Below are 14,092 nucleotides of genomic sequence, written 5' to 3' on the forward strand. Positions count from 1 at the left end.
CACCAGGCCCGACCGCGGACGGCCGCACAGCGCCAGCCCCAGGCCCACCGCGGCGAGCGGAGCGAGTTCGGGGCCGGCCGCCAGGCGCCCCTGCCTGCTGGCCAGCGGACCTGCCGCGGCACCGGCGTCGAAACGGGTGCGGAGGTAGGCGCCGAACTTGCTCGGCATCGGCGTCCGGATCCGGCAGCGCGGTTCGTACCGCACCGACCAGCCCTCCTCGGCCCACCGCCACAGCAGCTCCAGCTCTGCCCCAGCCCCCAGGGACGGGTCGATATCGGCGGTCCCCCGGCGCACGATCAGCGCGGACACGGGCTCCACCGGCTCTCGGGAGAGGTGTTCGTTGGGCGGCCCCGGCTGACCGCGTCCGTAGTGTCCGTGCCCCCAGGGCAGGATCGGCGCCGGGTCGGCGCCCCGGTCGGCGCTGAGGGCCGCGAGGGCGGCGACCGCCATCCCGAGGTGGCCGCAGCGCTGGCGTGCGGGAAGGACCCGGGGCACCACGGCGGAGACGTCGGGGTCGGCGAAGTGGCCGAGCGCGGCGTCGAGCCAGCCGGGGTCGGGCAGCGTGCCCGGCTCTACGAGCGCCACGAACTCGGCCGGACAGGACCTGAGCGCCACCGCACGGGCCTGTGGGCCGCTGTGTGAGCCTCCTGATGAGCCACCGGGCGGGCCGCTGACCACCCGGAGACCGCGCTGGCGGGCCACCTGGGCGGCCGGGCCGGTGGCACCGACCACGAGCGGTTCCAGGTGCGGGTGTTCCGCCGCGATCAGGTCCAGCGTGACGGCGAGCTCCCCGGGCGTGGACCGTCCCACGACGGCGATCCCGACGTCGGCACCGGGTGCTACGGGGACCGGACGCGGGTGGGCGAGCCCGGCTTCTACGAGCTCGCGCGCGAGTACGCGCTCGCTGTGGTGCTCGGGGCGGGCACCGCTGAGCCACCGGATGACGGTACTGACACCGGACGACGAAAGGCGCAGGGCACGCGGTGGGGAGCCACCGACGAGCACGTGGCCCTCGTCGGTGAGCCTGACGGCGCGGTCGATCTCGACACCGTGGCCCATGGGCAGGGGGTCGGGGGTGGGCGAGGCCATGCCGTACACCTTGTCGGGTGACCCAGGACACGCGCAAGACCGGATAAACGGGTAAAATCCAGTCGACCTTCACCAAATCGTTATCATCGACGAAGGCTCCTCAGAGGCGCGCATCCTCTCCGATATCCGTGCCCGGGCGGGCTTCCCAGCCCGATTGACACCCTCTTTATCCAGCTCAGGCAGGGTTAGTCTGTCCGGATGAGGTCGACTGGGTCCCCAAGGAGGCACGGAGCGTATGCTGATCGCGACTAGGCCCTTCAGTGTCGTAGGGCACACACCACACCAGACATGACCTTCCCCCACGGCCTTCCCCCCGGCCCCACCCCAGTCCAGTGGGAAGCCCCGCGGCTTCTCCACCACCGCACGTCGCCACCCTCGTACCGCACCCCCAGCGATACCGAGCGGCTTCCCTCCCTGCTCCAGGGGACTTCGCACCGCGTGTCCACACCGCGCCGTGACCCGCACCGGGCATGGACGCCTCGAGGGCCAGGCGCCAGTTCAGCCCTGCCCTCGTACACACATCCCCGGGGAGTGAACCCACATGTGTGAGACCGCAGCTTCCAGATCCGCGCCAGCCGCCAGTCCCGCGCCGCCAGGCGGGACCCGGACGACGTCGGCCCCTCTCCACCGTCCCCAACGCCCGGCCAGTCCCATGGAAGAGTCCAGCAGCATCCCGAACAGCCCCGACACCGCTCCCAGTGCGGCGCGCAGACGCTTCCCTGGCCTGCCCAGCCAGATCGCCTACGCGCGAAGATTCGTCGCCCGCCAGTTGGGTGACTCACCAGAGGCCACCACGGCGACGCTGTTGACCAGCGAACTCGCGACCAATGCCGTCACCCACAGCGCTTCGGGCCGTGCCACCGGAAAGTTCGAGGTGTGCGTGCACCACGCGCCCGGCTGGGCGCGGGTGGAGGTCCGGGACCTCGGCAGCACGACGGAAGCACCCCAACCCCAGCACCGGGACCCCTATGACACGGCCGAACACGGCCGGGGCCTGGATCTGGTCGAGGCGCTCTCCTGTAAATGGGGCACGGAACCACGACGAGACGGCCGGGGCCGCCAGGTGTGGTTCGAACTCGTGTGGGACGACGGCCGGCCCTAGGTCGTGTTCCGCTGAACACTTCCCTGAACGGGACGGTCCGGCCATGGTCCGTGCGTCGACGGGTCGGGGCGTTCCCCGGTTCTACTCCTCGGAGGCAGCCGGGGCGGCGGGCTTGTCGTCGTCGTCGGTGGCGGGCAGTTTGTAGCGCTCGTAGAGCTCGCGTGCGTAGTCCTTGGCCTCCTGGGACGGCTCGTCACCGAGTTCGTCCCGCACGAGGTCTTCCAAGCTCTTCTTCGAATCATCCATGAGATGCAGCCTGCCTGGAGTGCGCGGATAGCACAAATCGGCACTCCGGTCACACACGGGAACGGTCCCGAATCCCCCGTATTCCGGCCCTTTTCGCCGATCCCGTCCACCCACGCGCCCGGGCGTGTCACTACTGCCGACCCGATGGGAAAGCGACGATGCGAACAATCCACAGCGGACGACTGTCCCTTCTCAGTGCGCCAGCGCTCTCCCTGACCGCGACGCTGCTACTGACGCTCTCCACCGGCCAGCTCGGCCCGGTGGTGCTTTGGGGCGGCCTGGCCACTCTCGTGGCCGCGGTCCCCCTCGCGGTTCCGTGGCACTACCTGCGCCCGGCGGTGTGGATGTGCGCCGCCCTGGTGACGGTGCTGGTGGTCATAGCCAGCGCGTCGATCGGCCTGTTCTACACCCCCGTCTTGATCGCCCTCCCCCTGTCCCTGTTCTTCGCCTCCGCACCGGACGATGATTTCGAGGATCCCGAGTGCCCGGACGGGAACCCGGCACAGAACCCGGAGCGGGACAGGCACTGACCCCATCAGGGCCGGCTGTCAGCGCCTTCCTTCCACTCCGGGTCTGTTGACGGCTGTACCTGGTATCGCCGGTCGTACGGACCCGTCGCCCTTCGCCTCCTCGCGGCGCGGACGGGTGCGACGACCAGTGTTGCGGAGACGACGCCCAGGAACACCAAGGTCGCCGCGATCAGGAGCGACCAGGACAGGAGATCGGCCACCGGAGCAGAGACGGCGTGGGTGACGCGCGTGACGAGGTTGGTTCCCGTGGCTGCCGGGAATACGAACGCCCAGTAACCCATGGTGATGGGAGCGCGAGCCAACGAGGGGATAAGGGCTAGCACGGTGGTGGCTGTCATGGCGGTGGCACCCAGGAAGATCCAGGTGAAGGTGTCGACTTGCCCGTCACGGATGACTAGCCAGGCCACTCCGGCGGCCGCGGGTGTGACGACGAGCACGGACAGCACGGGCAGCGCTTCGCGGTCGAGAGGTGTCCCGTTGATGAGACGGGAAAAGATCAACGAGCCGATGATCAGCCAGAAGAAGACGGCGCCGCCGAACGTGGTCAGTGCGAGGGCAGGGTGACCGAGGCTGGTCAGGCCGATCGAGGCGATGAACGGCCCGGTCGCCACCGGCATGATGTAGCCGGGGTGGAGGGCGTCAGCACCGAGTTCCGCGGTCAGCCAATGAGCCGTCAGCACCGCGAACAGCACGACCAGGGCCGCGGTGGAAGGCCAGATGATCCACGGGCCGATCCCGGGCAGGTGCTCCGTGTAGTGAACGGCCAGGAGGAGGGGAACAATGGGCACGTAGGTGATGAGCGGACCGGTCACTGGGTGGTGCAGCTCTGAACGGAGGCTTCCTGTACCCGTTGCCACACCAAGGACGTAGGAAGCGGTGAACACTACCCACACGAGTGCGGATGCAGCATAGAATCCCTCACCCACCCATATGGGCGCTTTCATGAGGTCGGCGCTGACGGCCCAGGCGCCGCCGAGCCCGACCAGACCAAGGGGTATCGAGAACCACTCGATCCGCACACCCGTGAACCGCGCGCCGCGACCGGCGCCGGGAAGGGCGGACCGCTCTCTACCCGCAGTACCTGCAGTCATCGATCCCCCAGTGCGATCGGTTCTTTCACGGGCAACGCGAGGACACCGACAGCCAAGCGCACTCGTGCGCGGTGGCACGGCTCGACCTTCGTGTTGCTTCTCCTCCGGGCCGGGCGACATGCCGCGAGCCCGCACACGCGCAGCCGTGCGACTGCTTGGCAGCGGATACGGATCGTTACGGGTGGACCGTTGGAGCCGAACAGGCGACCGCACCTGGGCAACCTGAAGCTCTTGCACTCGAGATAGCGCGGCACCGGTCACACGGTGCGCAGAACAGGGACCCAGGCCCGAGCGCCGCCACGGGTCGACCGTCGTACCACCGCGGAACACCGCGTGCCCCGCCGTGCAGATGCGCCACCGGGCCCGCCCGGATGTCTTGCGCGTGATTGCCGTCCTGCATTGGATAGCAACACCCTCTAGATTAGATCGCGGCACTATCCAAATCAAGAGGGCCAGGCAACGCACCGACCGCGAACACCGTGCTCCATCCGGAGGGGACCCGACGCCGCGGGACAGCGGGCACCGGCCACCCGTGCCCTGCGGTGCGCCTTCCTCGTGGAGTCATGGCATCCGAACTCGCGGGAGTCAGGGACCAGGAACACCGCGGTCGCGGCACAGGTCATCAACAGCACCATCACCCGGGGTGGCTACTGGACTCCGCTTCACCACCGGGTCGAACAGCATCCACCGAACACGCCCTAAGCATCCGAACGCGATGAGCTCTCACGAGGAGGCGTCGACGCCGATCCCTCGTGCGGCGGGAAGCGCTGGACCGTGGAGATCTGTTGCGCCATGCGGCGTAGGGCGAGGAGCAGGGGTTCGGCCAACGCCGTGCCCAGCACCACGTACCGAACTGCCTCCTCTGGGTTCCCGTCGACCGGTATGTTCGCCGCGTCGGCTTCCGCGATGATCCGAATCGCCTCCAGGTAGGCCGTCATCACTTCCGGAGCGACCTCGAACCCGGCCCGGCGCAGGGTGTCGAGGGACCTCGCCACATCCTCCAGGCACTCGGGCTCGCACATCCCGGGCTGCCAACCGAGCCGTTGCGCCAGTTCTTCCGCGTCGGCGAAGTCGATATCGCCCTGGCCCTGCGGTATGACCACCGCGTGCGCGGCTCCGACCAGATCGGACAGGTTGTCCGGCGGATCGTCCAGCGTGGCGACGACCTTCCGCACTCCCGCGACACCCACTCCGGCGTCGACCAGCGCGCGAATGACCCTGAGCCGTTGGATGTGCGCTTCGCTGTAGGTAGCGCGAGTGGCCGACGTTCGCACCCCTTCGGGCAGCAAGCCCTCACGCAGGTAGTACTTGATCGTCGAAACCGGCACACCTGACGTGGCAGACAACTCCGCCATGAGCATCCTGGCACCCCCTTGCTTTGGAGGATACTCACACCTAGTATTAGATAGTGCAACTTTCGAAAGCATAACTATCTAACTGGAGGGCGAAGATGGCCAAGATCATCCCCGGTCGGATCACACACGAGCACACGGGCGAGCTGGTGGTGTTCCACATCGGCGCGAGGTTCAACAAGTGGTGGCGCCCGGACCTGTGGATACCGGTCGTGGGCGCCATGCGGGGGATGCTGACCGAACTCTCCGATGACCCGGACTCCGGGATGCTCGGCTACGACCTGCTGATCAACCAGAACGGGCCCTACATCGTGCAGTACTGGTCATCGATCGACAGGCTCTACGCATACGCCTCCGACCAGTCACTGAGCCACCGGCCGGCCTGGACGAAGTTCAACGCCATGGCGCGAAAGAACCCCGAAGCGGTCGGAATCTGGCACGAGACCTTCATCGTCGAGCGGGCCGAGAGCATGTACGTGGGAACCCCGCCCATGGGGCTGCCCGGAGCGACGAAGATCCGGCCCGTGGAGAAGCGTCACCACAGGGCCCGCGCACGCCTGGCCGACGGCGCCACCGAGCTGCCCCAGGGCCCACCGCAATGACGTCCCGCCGCCTGACAGTCGAGGTCGGCGGCACAGCAGCGAACCCGATCGACAACCCTTGACAGCAGACAAGGATCCGCACATGTCGCACCACTCAGCAGCACCCCTTGGCAACCGCATCGCCCTCGTGACCGGAGCCGGTCGCCCCCGAGGAATTGGGCGCGGCATCGCGCTGGCCCTCGCCGACGCCGGCGCCGATGTCGTGGTCACCGACATCGCCCCGGCCCGCACCGACCTGGAGGAATCCGCCCAGCTCGTACGCGAGCGCGGCCGAAGGTCGATCCCGATCGTCCTCGACGTCACAGACGGCCAGGCCGTCAATGCCGCCATCGAGCAGGTGCGCGACGAGTTCGGAACCGTGGACGTGCTGGTGAACAACGCGGGCACAGGACTCGGCGCCGGACCGTTCCTGGAACTCGCCGACGAGGACCTCGCTACCTCCTGGCAGGTCAACGTCCTCGGGCAGGTCCGCATGGCCCGCGCGGTCATCCCCGGGATGACGGAGCTGGGCCGCGGCTCGATCGTCAACGTCGCCTCGACCATGGGCCTGGCCGCGGCCGGCGGGTACGGCGGATACGTCCTGGCCAAACATGCGGTCGTCGGATTGACCCGGCTCCTGGCACACGAATTCGGACCTGAGGGCGTGCGCACCAATGCCGTGGCACCGGGCTACATCTCCACTGACATGGGTGAGGCCGAACTCGAGCTCACCTCAGACCGGCTCGGTATCGACAAGCAGAGCGCGCTGGACGCGATGCTGTCGGAGATTCCACTCGGAAGGGTCGGAAATCCCAACGACGTCGGCACGGCTGTCTCCTGGCTCGCCAGCGAGAGCGCCGGTTTCGTCAATGGAACGGTCGTACCCGTGTCCGGAGGACAGCCGGCGGGGCTGAACTAGGGCGTGTTCGGTGGATGCTGCCCGCCGGGAAGGTGCAGCGACGTAGGCGTCCGTTGAGGGTTGGTGGCGGGCGACGGGCGGGCGTATCCAGTGGTGCTGGCACAAGGCCGAAGAAGGAGTTCCCCTACTGTGCACTGCCTCGCAAGCTCGGCAGCATCGCACAGCGGGGGCCCGCCCGGGTTTGGCTGTCGACTGAGAGATGCGCAGTGACAGTGCCGCTGGGGCGACGCGCAGCAGGGTATGTGTCCGCTGAACACGCCCTAGACGGACTGAACGCCCCTTGATCTCCTGGCACGACGAAGGGCGCCCCGCGCGGAAACCTTCCCGTACGGGGCACCCTCTCTTGTCCGACTGCGGAGTGCCGACTACTTGTTGGCGGGCTCCTCAGAATCCGCGCCGTCCTTCTTCTCCGGCACTTCGCCCGCCTCGCCCTCGGCGACACTGCCGTTGCTCGACGCCTTGGCCCCCGCCTTCGCGCGGCGCTTGGCGCGGCGCCGTTCGTGGCGGGCCTCGGCCTTGGCCTCGCGCTTCTGGCGACGTACCTCCACCAGCTGGTAGAGGACCGGGACCAGGATCAGTGTCAGAAGGGTCGAGGTGACCAGACCGCCGATCACCACGAGGGCGACGGGGGCGGAGACGAACGCTCCACCGCCGGCCAGGCCCGTGGCCATCGGGACAAGCGCGGCGATGGTACCGACCGCGGTCATCAGGATGGGGCGCAGGCGGTGCCTGGAGCCCTCCACGATCGCCTCGCTGAGATCCATCCCCTTCTTCCGGTTCTGGTTGATCAGGTCCATCAGCACGATCGCGTTGGTGATCACGATGCCGATGAGCATCAGCATGCCGATCAGGGCCGCGGCACCGAGCGGGGTACCGGTCAGCATCAGCAGGCCCAGCGAACCGGTGGCGGCGAACGGGACCGAGATGAGCAGCATGAGCGGCTGCATCAGGCTCTTGAACGTCGCGACCATGATCAGGTAGCAGATGACGATCGCGGCGAGCATCGCCAGGCCCAGCTGGACGAAGCCCTCCGTCTGCTCCTGGCTGACACCGCCGAGGCTGGCGGTGGCGCCCGAGGGCAGGTCGACCGTGTCCAGGACCTCGGTGATCTCGGCGCTGACCGCGCCGAGGTCGGATGCGGTCGGGTTGGCCGACACCATGGTGCTGGTGACGCCGTCGATGCGGGTGAGCTCCGGCGGCTGCTCGACCTCGGAGACGTCGGCGACCTCGGAGAGCTCGACCTCCTCGCCGGCGGGCGTCATGAGCGGGAGCTCCTCGATCTCCGCCACGGTCTCCGGTGCGTCCTCGACCAGGACGACCACGTCGCGGCTGACGTCGTCGATGGTGGCCTCGCCGACGTTCTCTCCGTTGAAGGCCGCAGTGACCGTCTGGCCGACCATCGCCTCGCTCAGGCCGTGCTCGGCGGCCTCCTCACCGTCGACGTGGACCTCGAGCGAGGCCTGCGACTCGGCGATGTCACTGGTGACGTCGTCCGCGCCGTCGATCCCGCGCAGCTCGTCCTCGACGATCCCGGCGGCGTCGGCCAGGGTGCCCTGGTCCTCGGCGGTCACCTGGACCTCGATACCGGAGCCGCCCGTGCCGCCCATGGCGTCCAGTCGGGGCTCGTGCTCGGTGTCGAGGTCGGCGAAGGTGTCCCGCAGGACGTCGCGGTTGCGCAGCTGGTCGGTGTCCGGGTCGGCCGTGATCGTGTAGTCGATCTGGTCACCTGCCCCGCCGCCCATCATCGGGTTGCCGCCGACGTTGACCTGGTAGGTGTCGATCCAGGCCATGCCAGCCAGCGCTTCCTCGACCTCCTCGGCCTCGGCGTCCGCCGCGGCCAGGGACGTGCCCGGCTCCAGCTCCTGGATGGCCGTGTAGGTGTTCTCCTCGGCCTCGCCCATCCAGTCGGTCTCGGAGTTGGCGGCCATGGCGACGGTGCCGCCCACGATCGCCACCGAAGCGGCCAGGGTGACCACCGTGGCGGTCTTGCGCTTGGTGGTGATCCAGCGGATGACCGGCAGGTAGGCGCGCTGCAGCGGGGTGCGCATCTCGCGCTGGTAGGCCTCGCGCTGGATCTCCTCGCGGCTGGCGCCCGAGACCTCGGCGGGCCGCAGGAACCAGTAGCACAGGACCGGCGTGATGGTCAGGGCGACGAGCAGCGAACCCGCCAGGGCGAGGCTGCTGGTCACGGCGAAAGGCAGGAAGATCTCGCCGACCATGCCGCCGACGAACGCGAGCGGGAGGAACACGGCGATCGTGGCGAAGGACGAGGTCGCTACGGCCGTGGCGACCTCGCGGACACCGTCCTTGACGGCGGTGATCCGTTCCTTGCCGTAGTCCATGTGCCTTCGGATGTTCTCCAGCACAACGATGGAGTCGTCCACCACCCGGCCGATCGCGATGGTGATCGCCGCCAGGGTGAGCATGTTCAGGGTGAAGCCGAAGCCCGCCATACCGATGAAGGCCACGAGGACCGACACCGGGATGGACACCGCCACCACAACGGTGGAGCGGATGGAGAGGAGGAAGACCAGAATCACGATGACCGAAGCGGCCAGGCCGTAACCGCCCGCCTCGAACATGTCCGTGATCGAGTCGTCGATGAAGGGCGCCTGGTCGAAGACCACGGTGAGGTTGACGTCGTCACCCAGGAGCTCGGACTGCTGGTCGAGCACGTCCTGGACCCCGTCGGAGACCTCGACGGTGTTGCCGTCGGGGGTCGCCATGATCATGAGGGCGACACTGGGGTCGCCGTCCAGGCGCGCGATGGTGGAGGCGTCCTCGGTCACCATCCCGACCTCGGCGACCTCGGAGATCTGTACCGGGCTGGGTGCGGGGGCCGGGGGCGCGCCCGGCATCTCGGCCGACTCGTCCACACCCTGCGAGGGCTGGATCCACAGGTCCTCGATCTCCTCGAGGGAGGTGAGCTGCTCGCCGGTGGTGACACTCAGGCTGCGGCCGTCGTCGTCGATGGAACCGCCGGCCATGAGCAGGCCGCTGGACTCCAGCGTGTCGGACAGGTCCTGGGTGCTGAGACCCTCGTCCTCGAGATCGTCCTCGTCCGGAGTGATCTCGATCCGCTCTTCGGGGACACCGCTCAGGTCGGCCGAACGCACACCCTCGACCGACTCCAGTTCGGGGATGAGGACGTTCTCGATGCTGGAGGCCATCGCCTGCTGGTCACCGTTCTCGGCGCTGGCGGCGAGGAGCATCACGGGCATCATGTCCATGCTCATGGACATGACGGAGACGTCCGCCTCCTCGGGGAGCATCCCGTCGATCTGGTCGACGGCGACCTGCGCCTCGCGGACCAGTGCGTCCTGGTCGCGGCCGTAGTCGAACTCCGCCATGATCTGCGCCGAACCGGTGCTGGAGGTGGAGTTGATCGAGTCGACGCCCTCCACACCCTGCACGGCCTGTTCCAGGGGCTCGGTGAGCTGCCCCTCGACCACCTGCGGAGTCGCGCCTTCGTACTGTGCCGAGACCATCACCATCGGGAGGGACATCTCGGGGAAGAGCTCACGCTTGGCGGAGGCGGCGGCGAAGACGCCGAAGAACAGCACGGCCAAGGTGATGAGGAGGACCAGCGCCCGGTTTCCGAGCGACATGACCGATAGCCGGTTCACGCGTTCGTCCCTTCCGCATGGTGGGTGACGATCCCGTGCGGGGATCTCGGTCGCCCAAGGGCCGTTGTGGCCAGTCTGGACATGAGAGGTGCTCGCTCCTAGCTCGCCGTGTGTGGGACGGCCGGACCGGGATGTGCGCTGTTCGCCGTCGAACGCGCACTCACTGGCTCGGTCTCGGTGCCGATCCGAGAGGACGTGGGTGGGGGATGCGGTGTGCATCCGCGGGATGCGGGCCCTCGGAAGGGGGCAGGCATCCGCCGGGCGCACCATTCACCATACGTCGCGTTATATCGGAACTTGGGTCGATCCTGGCCGGTTCAGGGAACTCTCAGGGTCATGTCAGCCTTCTGTCAGGGTCGAACCCAACCAAAGTTAGGGACGCTCACAACAAGTCGGGGATTCCCCCACCTGAAGTGGCCCTTCGCACCTCTCGAACGCCCACTTTCCTGTAACGGACATCACACTCGCCATTTTCGGTTCCCTAGAAAAGGACACGGGGGGTGAGCACGAAGAGCGCTCCTCCGCCTCCCCGGGGTGACCAGACCGCCCTCCAGGGGACACGGCGACACCTCGTGCCGCGGGAGTACCGGCCAGGGGCCCGCGGAAGTCTGTTACGGCCCTCCGTAACGGCGCGGCGCGATGACTCAGACAACCGGGGACTGCTCCCCTGGGGCCTCAAGGGGGTCGTGGGGCTGGGCAGTACCCCACACGACCTGAAGGAGGTCCTCCAGAGCATGGGCGAGGGAGGCGTCGACCAGCTCGTAGCTGACCTGGCGCCCCTTGGCGTGGGTGAACACCAAGCCGCAGTCGCGAAGGCAGGCAAGGTGATTGGACACGTTCTGCCTGGTCAGACCAAGCCGATCGGCGAGCCCAGCAGGATAGTCCGGCCCCTCGAGCAGGGCCAGCAGCAGGCGGCACCGAGTGGGGTCGGACAGTGCGCGCCCGAGGCGCTGGATGGCGGCGAGGCGCTGCTCGGAGGTCAACATGAAAATCATTGTACATCGTTTGCTGTATAGACAGCACAGGCTGTATAAACAGTGGTAGCTGTATAGACAGCGCTGGCTGAACTATTTCGCGAGCAGCATCCCGAGACACAGGGGGAACGATGGGTGCGGGACACGACCACGGCGCGGTCACCGCCGGAGCCGCCAACAAGAAGAGGCTGGCGCTGGTCCTGGGCATGATGCTCATCGTGGCCGCCGTCCAGGTGATCGGTGCCGTCTTCAGCGGCAGCCTCGCCCTGCTCGCCGACGCGGGGCACACCGTCACCGACTCCTTCGGGATCGCCCTGGCCCTGGCCGCCGTGTGGATCGCCGCGAAACCCGCCACCAGCAAACGCACCTTCGGCTACCAGCGCGCAGAGATCCTCGCCGCCGCGGTCAACGCGATCGTGCTCTTCGTGCTGTGCGGGTTCATCGTGGTGGAGGCGGTCGACCGGCTCCGCGAGCCCACCGAGGTCGCCGGGCTCGGCATGGTCGCCGTCGCGGGCTTCGGCCTGGTGATGAACATCGCGGGACTGTTCATCCTGCGCTCGGGCGCCAAGGAGAGCCTCAACGTCAAGGGCGCCTACCTGGAGGTCATGAGTGACGCACTCGCCTCCGTGGGCGTTATCGCGGGCGGCCTGATCGTGTGGCTCACCGACTGGCAGCAGGCCGACACCCTCGTCTCCCTGGGCATCGCCGCGATCATCGTGCCCCGCGCATGGTCGCTGCTGAAGGAGGCCGTGCACATCCTGCTTGAGGCCACCCCCAAGGGGATGGACCTGGCCGAGGTCCGCGAACACCTCCTGAACCACCCGGCCGTCCTCGACGTCCACGACCTGCACGCCTGGACCATCACGTCCGGCGTCCCGGTGATGTCCGCACACGTGGTGGTGGCCGAAGAGGACCTCCAGGACACCGGGATGATGCTCGACCAACTGCACGAATGCCTCACCGGGCACTTCGACGTGGAACACTCCACCCTGCAGCTGGAGCCGCCGGGGCACGCCGACCACGAAGGCGCCCGGCACCCCTAGGGGTACCGGGATGATCTTGCCCCCGCCCACTCCCCGTCGGCCGGAGTGGGCGGGGCAAGATCATCGGTGATGGGCCCGGCGGGGATCCGTGCTCTGCCCGGGTCCTTTTGACAGAATCGTTCGGGTCCCCGAGCGAGGAGCGTCCGTGGCACTCCGCCGCCTGCGACCGAAATGGCGCACCGCCCGCGAGTCCCGGGCCTGGCACAAACCCGCGCGGGTCTTCCTCCTGGTGTTCGTCACCGTCGACCTCGTCGGCGCGGCCCTCCTCACGACCCCGCTGGCCACCACGGACGGCCAAGGGCTCCCCATCGAACAGGCCTTCTTCACCGCGACCACGGCACTGTCCGTGTGCGGGCTCAGCGTGATCACGATCGGGAGCGACCTCAGCGGGTTCGGCCAGGGTGTGGTCCTGGCGCTGGTCCAGGCGGGCGGCATGGGGATCATGACCCTGGCCTCACTGCTGGGCACCGCCGTGATCCACCGCTTCGGGCTCCGGATGCAGCTCAACGTGCAGGCCGAGGTCCGCACACTGTGGGTCGGCGACGTACGCGGCCTGGTGAGCCGTGTACTGAAGGTCTTCCTCGTCCTCCAAGGCATCACCTTCCTCCTGATCACGCCGAGGATGTGGCTGGCCTACGACCTCTCCTTCTGGCAGGCCGTCCACTCCGGCTTCTTCCACGCGATCACGGCCTTCAACAACGCCGGACTGTCCCTGTACGAGGACAGCTTCGTGCGCTTCTCCAGCGACGGGTTCATCCTGTTCCCCGTGGCCTTCGCGATGATCCTCGGCGGGATCGGCTTCCCCGTGCTCCTGGAACTGCGCCGCCAACTGCGCCGCCCGCACCGGTGGACCCTGCACACCAAGCTCACCGTCACCACCACCGCCGTCCTCTTCGCCGCGGGTGCCCTGCTGGTCACCGCGATGGAGTGGAACAACCCGGACACCCTCGGCCAGCTGCACTGGTGGGCGCGGATCACCGACGGGTTCTTCCAGGGGGTGATGCCGCGCAGCGGCGGCCTCAACGCCGTGCACACCGGCGAGATGCGGGACTCCACCCTGCTGGTGACGATCATGCTGATGTTCGTCGGCAACGGCAGCGCAGGAACCGCGGGCGGCATCAAGGTCGCCACCCTCGCCGTCCTCTTCCTCGTCGTGCTCGCTGAGGTCCGCGGGCACGACAAGGTGCACGTCTTCGGGCGGCAGCTGCCCTCCGAGGTGATCCGGCAGTCACTGAGCCTGGTGTTCCTGTCCGCGACGGTGGTCGCCGGGGCCACCCTGCTCATGCTGCACGCCACCAGGTTCGACCTCATGCCGGTCATGTTCGAGGTAGTGTCCGCGTTCGGCGTGGTGGGGCTGTCCACCGGCATCACCCCGGAGCTCGCACCGTGGAACCAGTACCTGTTGGCGGTGCTGATGGTGGCCGGGCGGATCGGCCCCATCACCTTCGTGACCGCGCTGGCCTTCCGCGACCGGCACCGCCGGTACGAGCTCGCCGAAGCGCGGCCGATCATCGGATGAGCACACTCCGGCCCGCGCGC

The 14,092-nt window shown here is 68.1% G+C and carries 12 protein-coding genes; 6 read left to right on the forward strand and 6 right to left on the reverse strand.

Annotated features, from left to right (window positions below; all coding sequences use genetic code 11):
- Positions 1-1,089 (reverse strand): family 2 glycosyl transferase (locus ACYVD1_RS30605; protein ID WP_460777967.1); only part of this gene is annotated, 1,089 nt, incomplete at its 3' end.
- Positions 1,090-1,741: 652 nt separating this feature from the next.
- Here ACYVD1_RS30605 and ACYVD1_RS30610 point away from each other — a divergent pair.
- A complete protein-coding gene (locus tag ACYVD1_RS30610) occupies positions 1,742-2,191 on the forward strand; it encodes an ATP-binding protein (RefSeq protein ID WP_460777968.1) in 450 nt (149 codons plus the stop codon).
- 81 nt (positions 2,192-2,272) lie between these two features.
- On the opposite strand, the gene ACYVD1_RS30615 is transcribed toward ACYVD1_RS30610, so the two are convergent.
- Positions 2,273-2,437, reverse strand: coding sequence for a hypothetical protein (locus ACYVD1_RS30615; protein ID WP_460777969.1), 165 nt, complete (start codon positions 2,435-2,437; stop codon positions 2,273-2,275).
- Positions 2,438-2,595: 158 nt separating this feature from the next.
- Here ACYVD1_RS30615 and ACYVD1_RS30620 point away from each other — a divergent pair, with 158 nt between their 5' ends.
- The gene (locus ACYVD1_RS30620; protein WP_460777971.1) at positions 2,596-2,967 is read left to right on the forward strand and encodes a hypothetical protein; all 372 of its coding nucleotides are present in this window, start codon (positions 2,596-2,598) and stop codon (positions 2,965-2,967) included.
- Between the two features lie 5 nt (positions 2,968-2,972).
- Here the strand turns inward: ACYVD1_RS30620 and ACYVD1_RS30625 are convergent, their stop codons facing one another.
- Positions 2,973-4,178: an SLAC1 family transporter gene (locus ACYVD1_RS30625; protein ID WP_460777972.1), complete on the reverse strand. Its 1,206-nt coding sequence runs from the start codon at positions 4,176-4,178 to the stop codon at positions 2,973-2,975.
- Between the two features lie 578 nt (positions 4,179-4,756).
- A complete protein-coding gene (locus ACYVD1_RS30630; RefSeq protein WP_460777973.1) occupies positions 4,757-5,413 on the reverse strand; it encodes a MerR family transcriptional regulator in 657 nt (218 codons plus the stop codon).
- A gap of 95 nt (positions 5,414-5,508) precedes the next feature.
- Here ACYVD1_RS30630 and ACYVD1_RS30635 point away from each other — a divergent pair, with 95 nt between their 5' ends.
- Positions 5,509-6,012: a DUF4188 domain-containing protein gene (locus tag ACYVD1_RS30635; RefSeq protein WP_460777974.1), complete on the forward strand. Its 504-nt coding sequence runs from the start codon at positions 5,509-5,511 to the stop codon at positions 6,010-6,012.
- 82 nt (positions 6,013-6,094) lie between these two features.
- Positions 6,095-6,910, forward strand: coding sequence for an SDR family NAD(P)-dependent oxidoreductase (locus ACYVD1_RS30640; protein WP_460777975.1), 816 nt, complete (start codon positions 6,095-6,097; stop codon positions 6,908-6,910).
- 365 nt (positions 6,911-7,275) lie between these two features.
- On the opposite strand, the gene ACYVD1_RS30645 is transcribed toward ACYVD1_RS30640, so the two are convergent.
- Together ACYVD1_RS30645 and cmtR are read right to left on the reverse strand one after the other, a co-directional pair.
- Entirely contained in the window at positions 7,276-10,518 is a 3,243-nt protein-coding gene (locus ACYVD1_RS30645; protein WP_460778000.1) for an efflux RND transporter permease subunit, read from the reverse strand.
- Positions 10,519-11,180: 662 nt separating this feature from the next.
- Positions 11,181-11,522: a Cd(II)/Pb(II)-sensing metalloregulatory transcriptional regulator CmtR gene (cmtR, locus tag ACYVD1_RS30650; RefSeq protein ID WP_460750422.1), complete on the reverse strand. Its 342-nt coding sequence runs from the start codon at positions 11,520-11,522 to the stop codon at positions 11,181-11,183.
- Between the two features lie 119 nt (positions 11,523-11,641).
- Here cmtR and ACYVD1_RS30655 point away from each other — a divergent pair, with 119 nt between their 5' ends.
- Both ACYVD1_RS30655 and ACYVD1_RS30660 read left to right on the forward strand, forming a co-directional pair.
- Positions 11,642-12,553: a cation diffusion facilitator family transporter gene (locus ACYVD1_RS30655; RefSeq protein ID WP_460777976.1), complete on the forward strand. Its 912-nt coding sequence runs from the start codon at positions 11,642-11,644 to the stop codon at positions 12,551-12,553.
- A gap of 145 nt (positions 12,554-12,698) precedes the next feature.
- Positions 12,699-14,072 (forward strand): TrkH family potassium uptake protein, encoded by a 1,374-nt coding sequence (locus ACYVD1_RS30660; RefSeq protein ID WP_460777978.1) that lies wholly within the window; start codon positions 12,699-12,701, stop codon positions 14,070-14,072.
- Positions 14,073-14,092: the final 20 nt, after the last annotated feature.

It is taken from the genome of Nocardiopsis nanhaiensis (genome assembly GCF_054778635.1).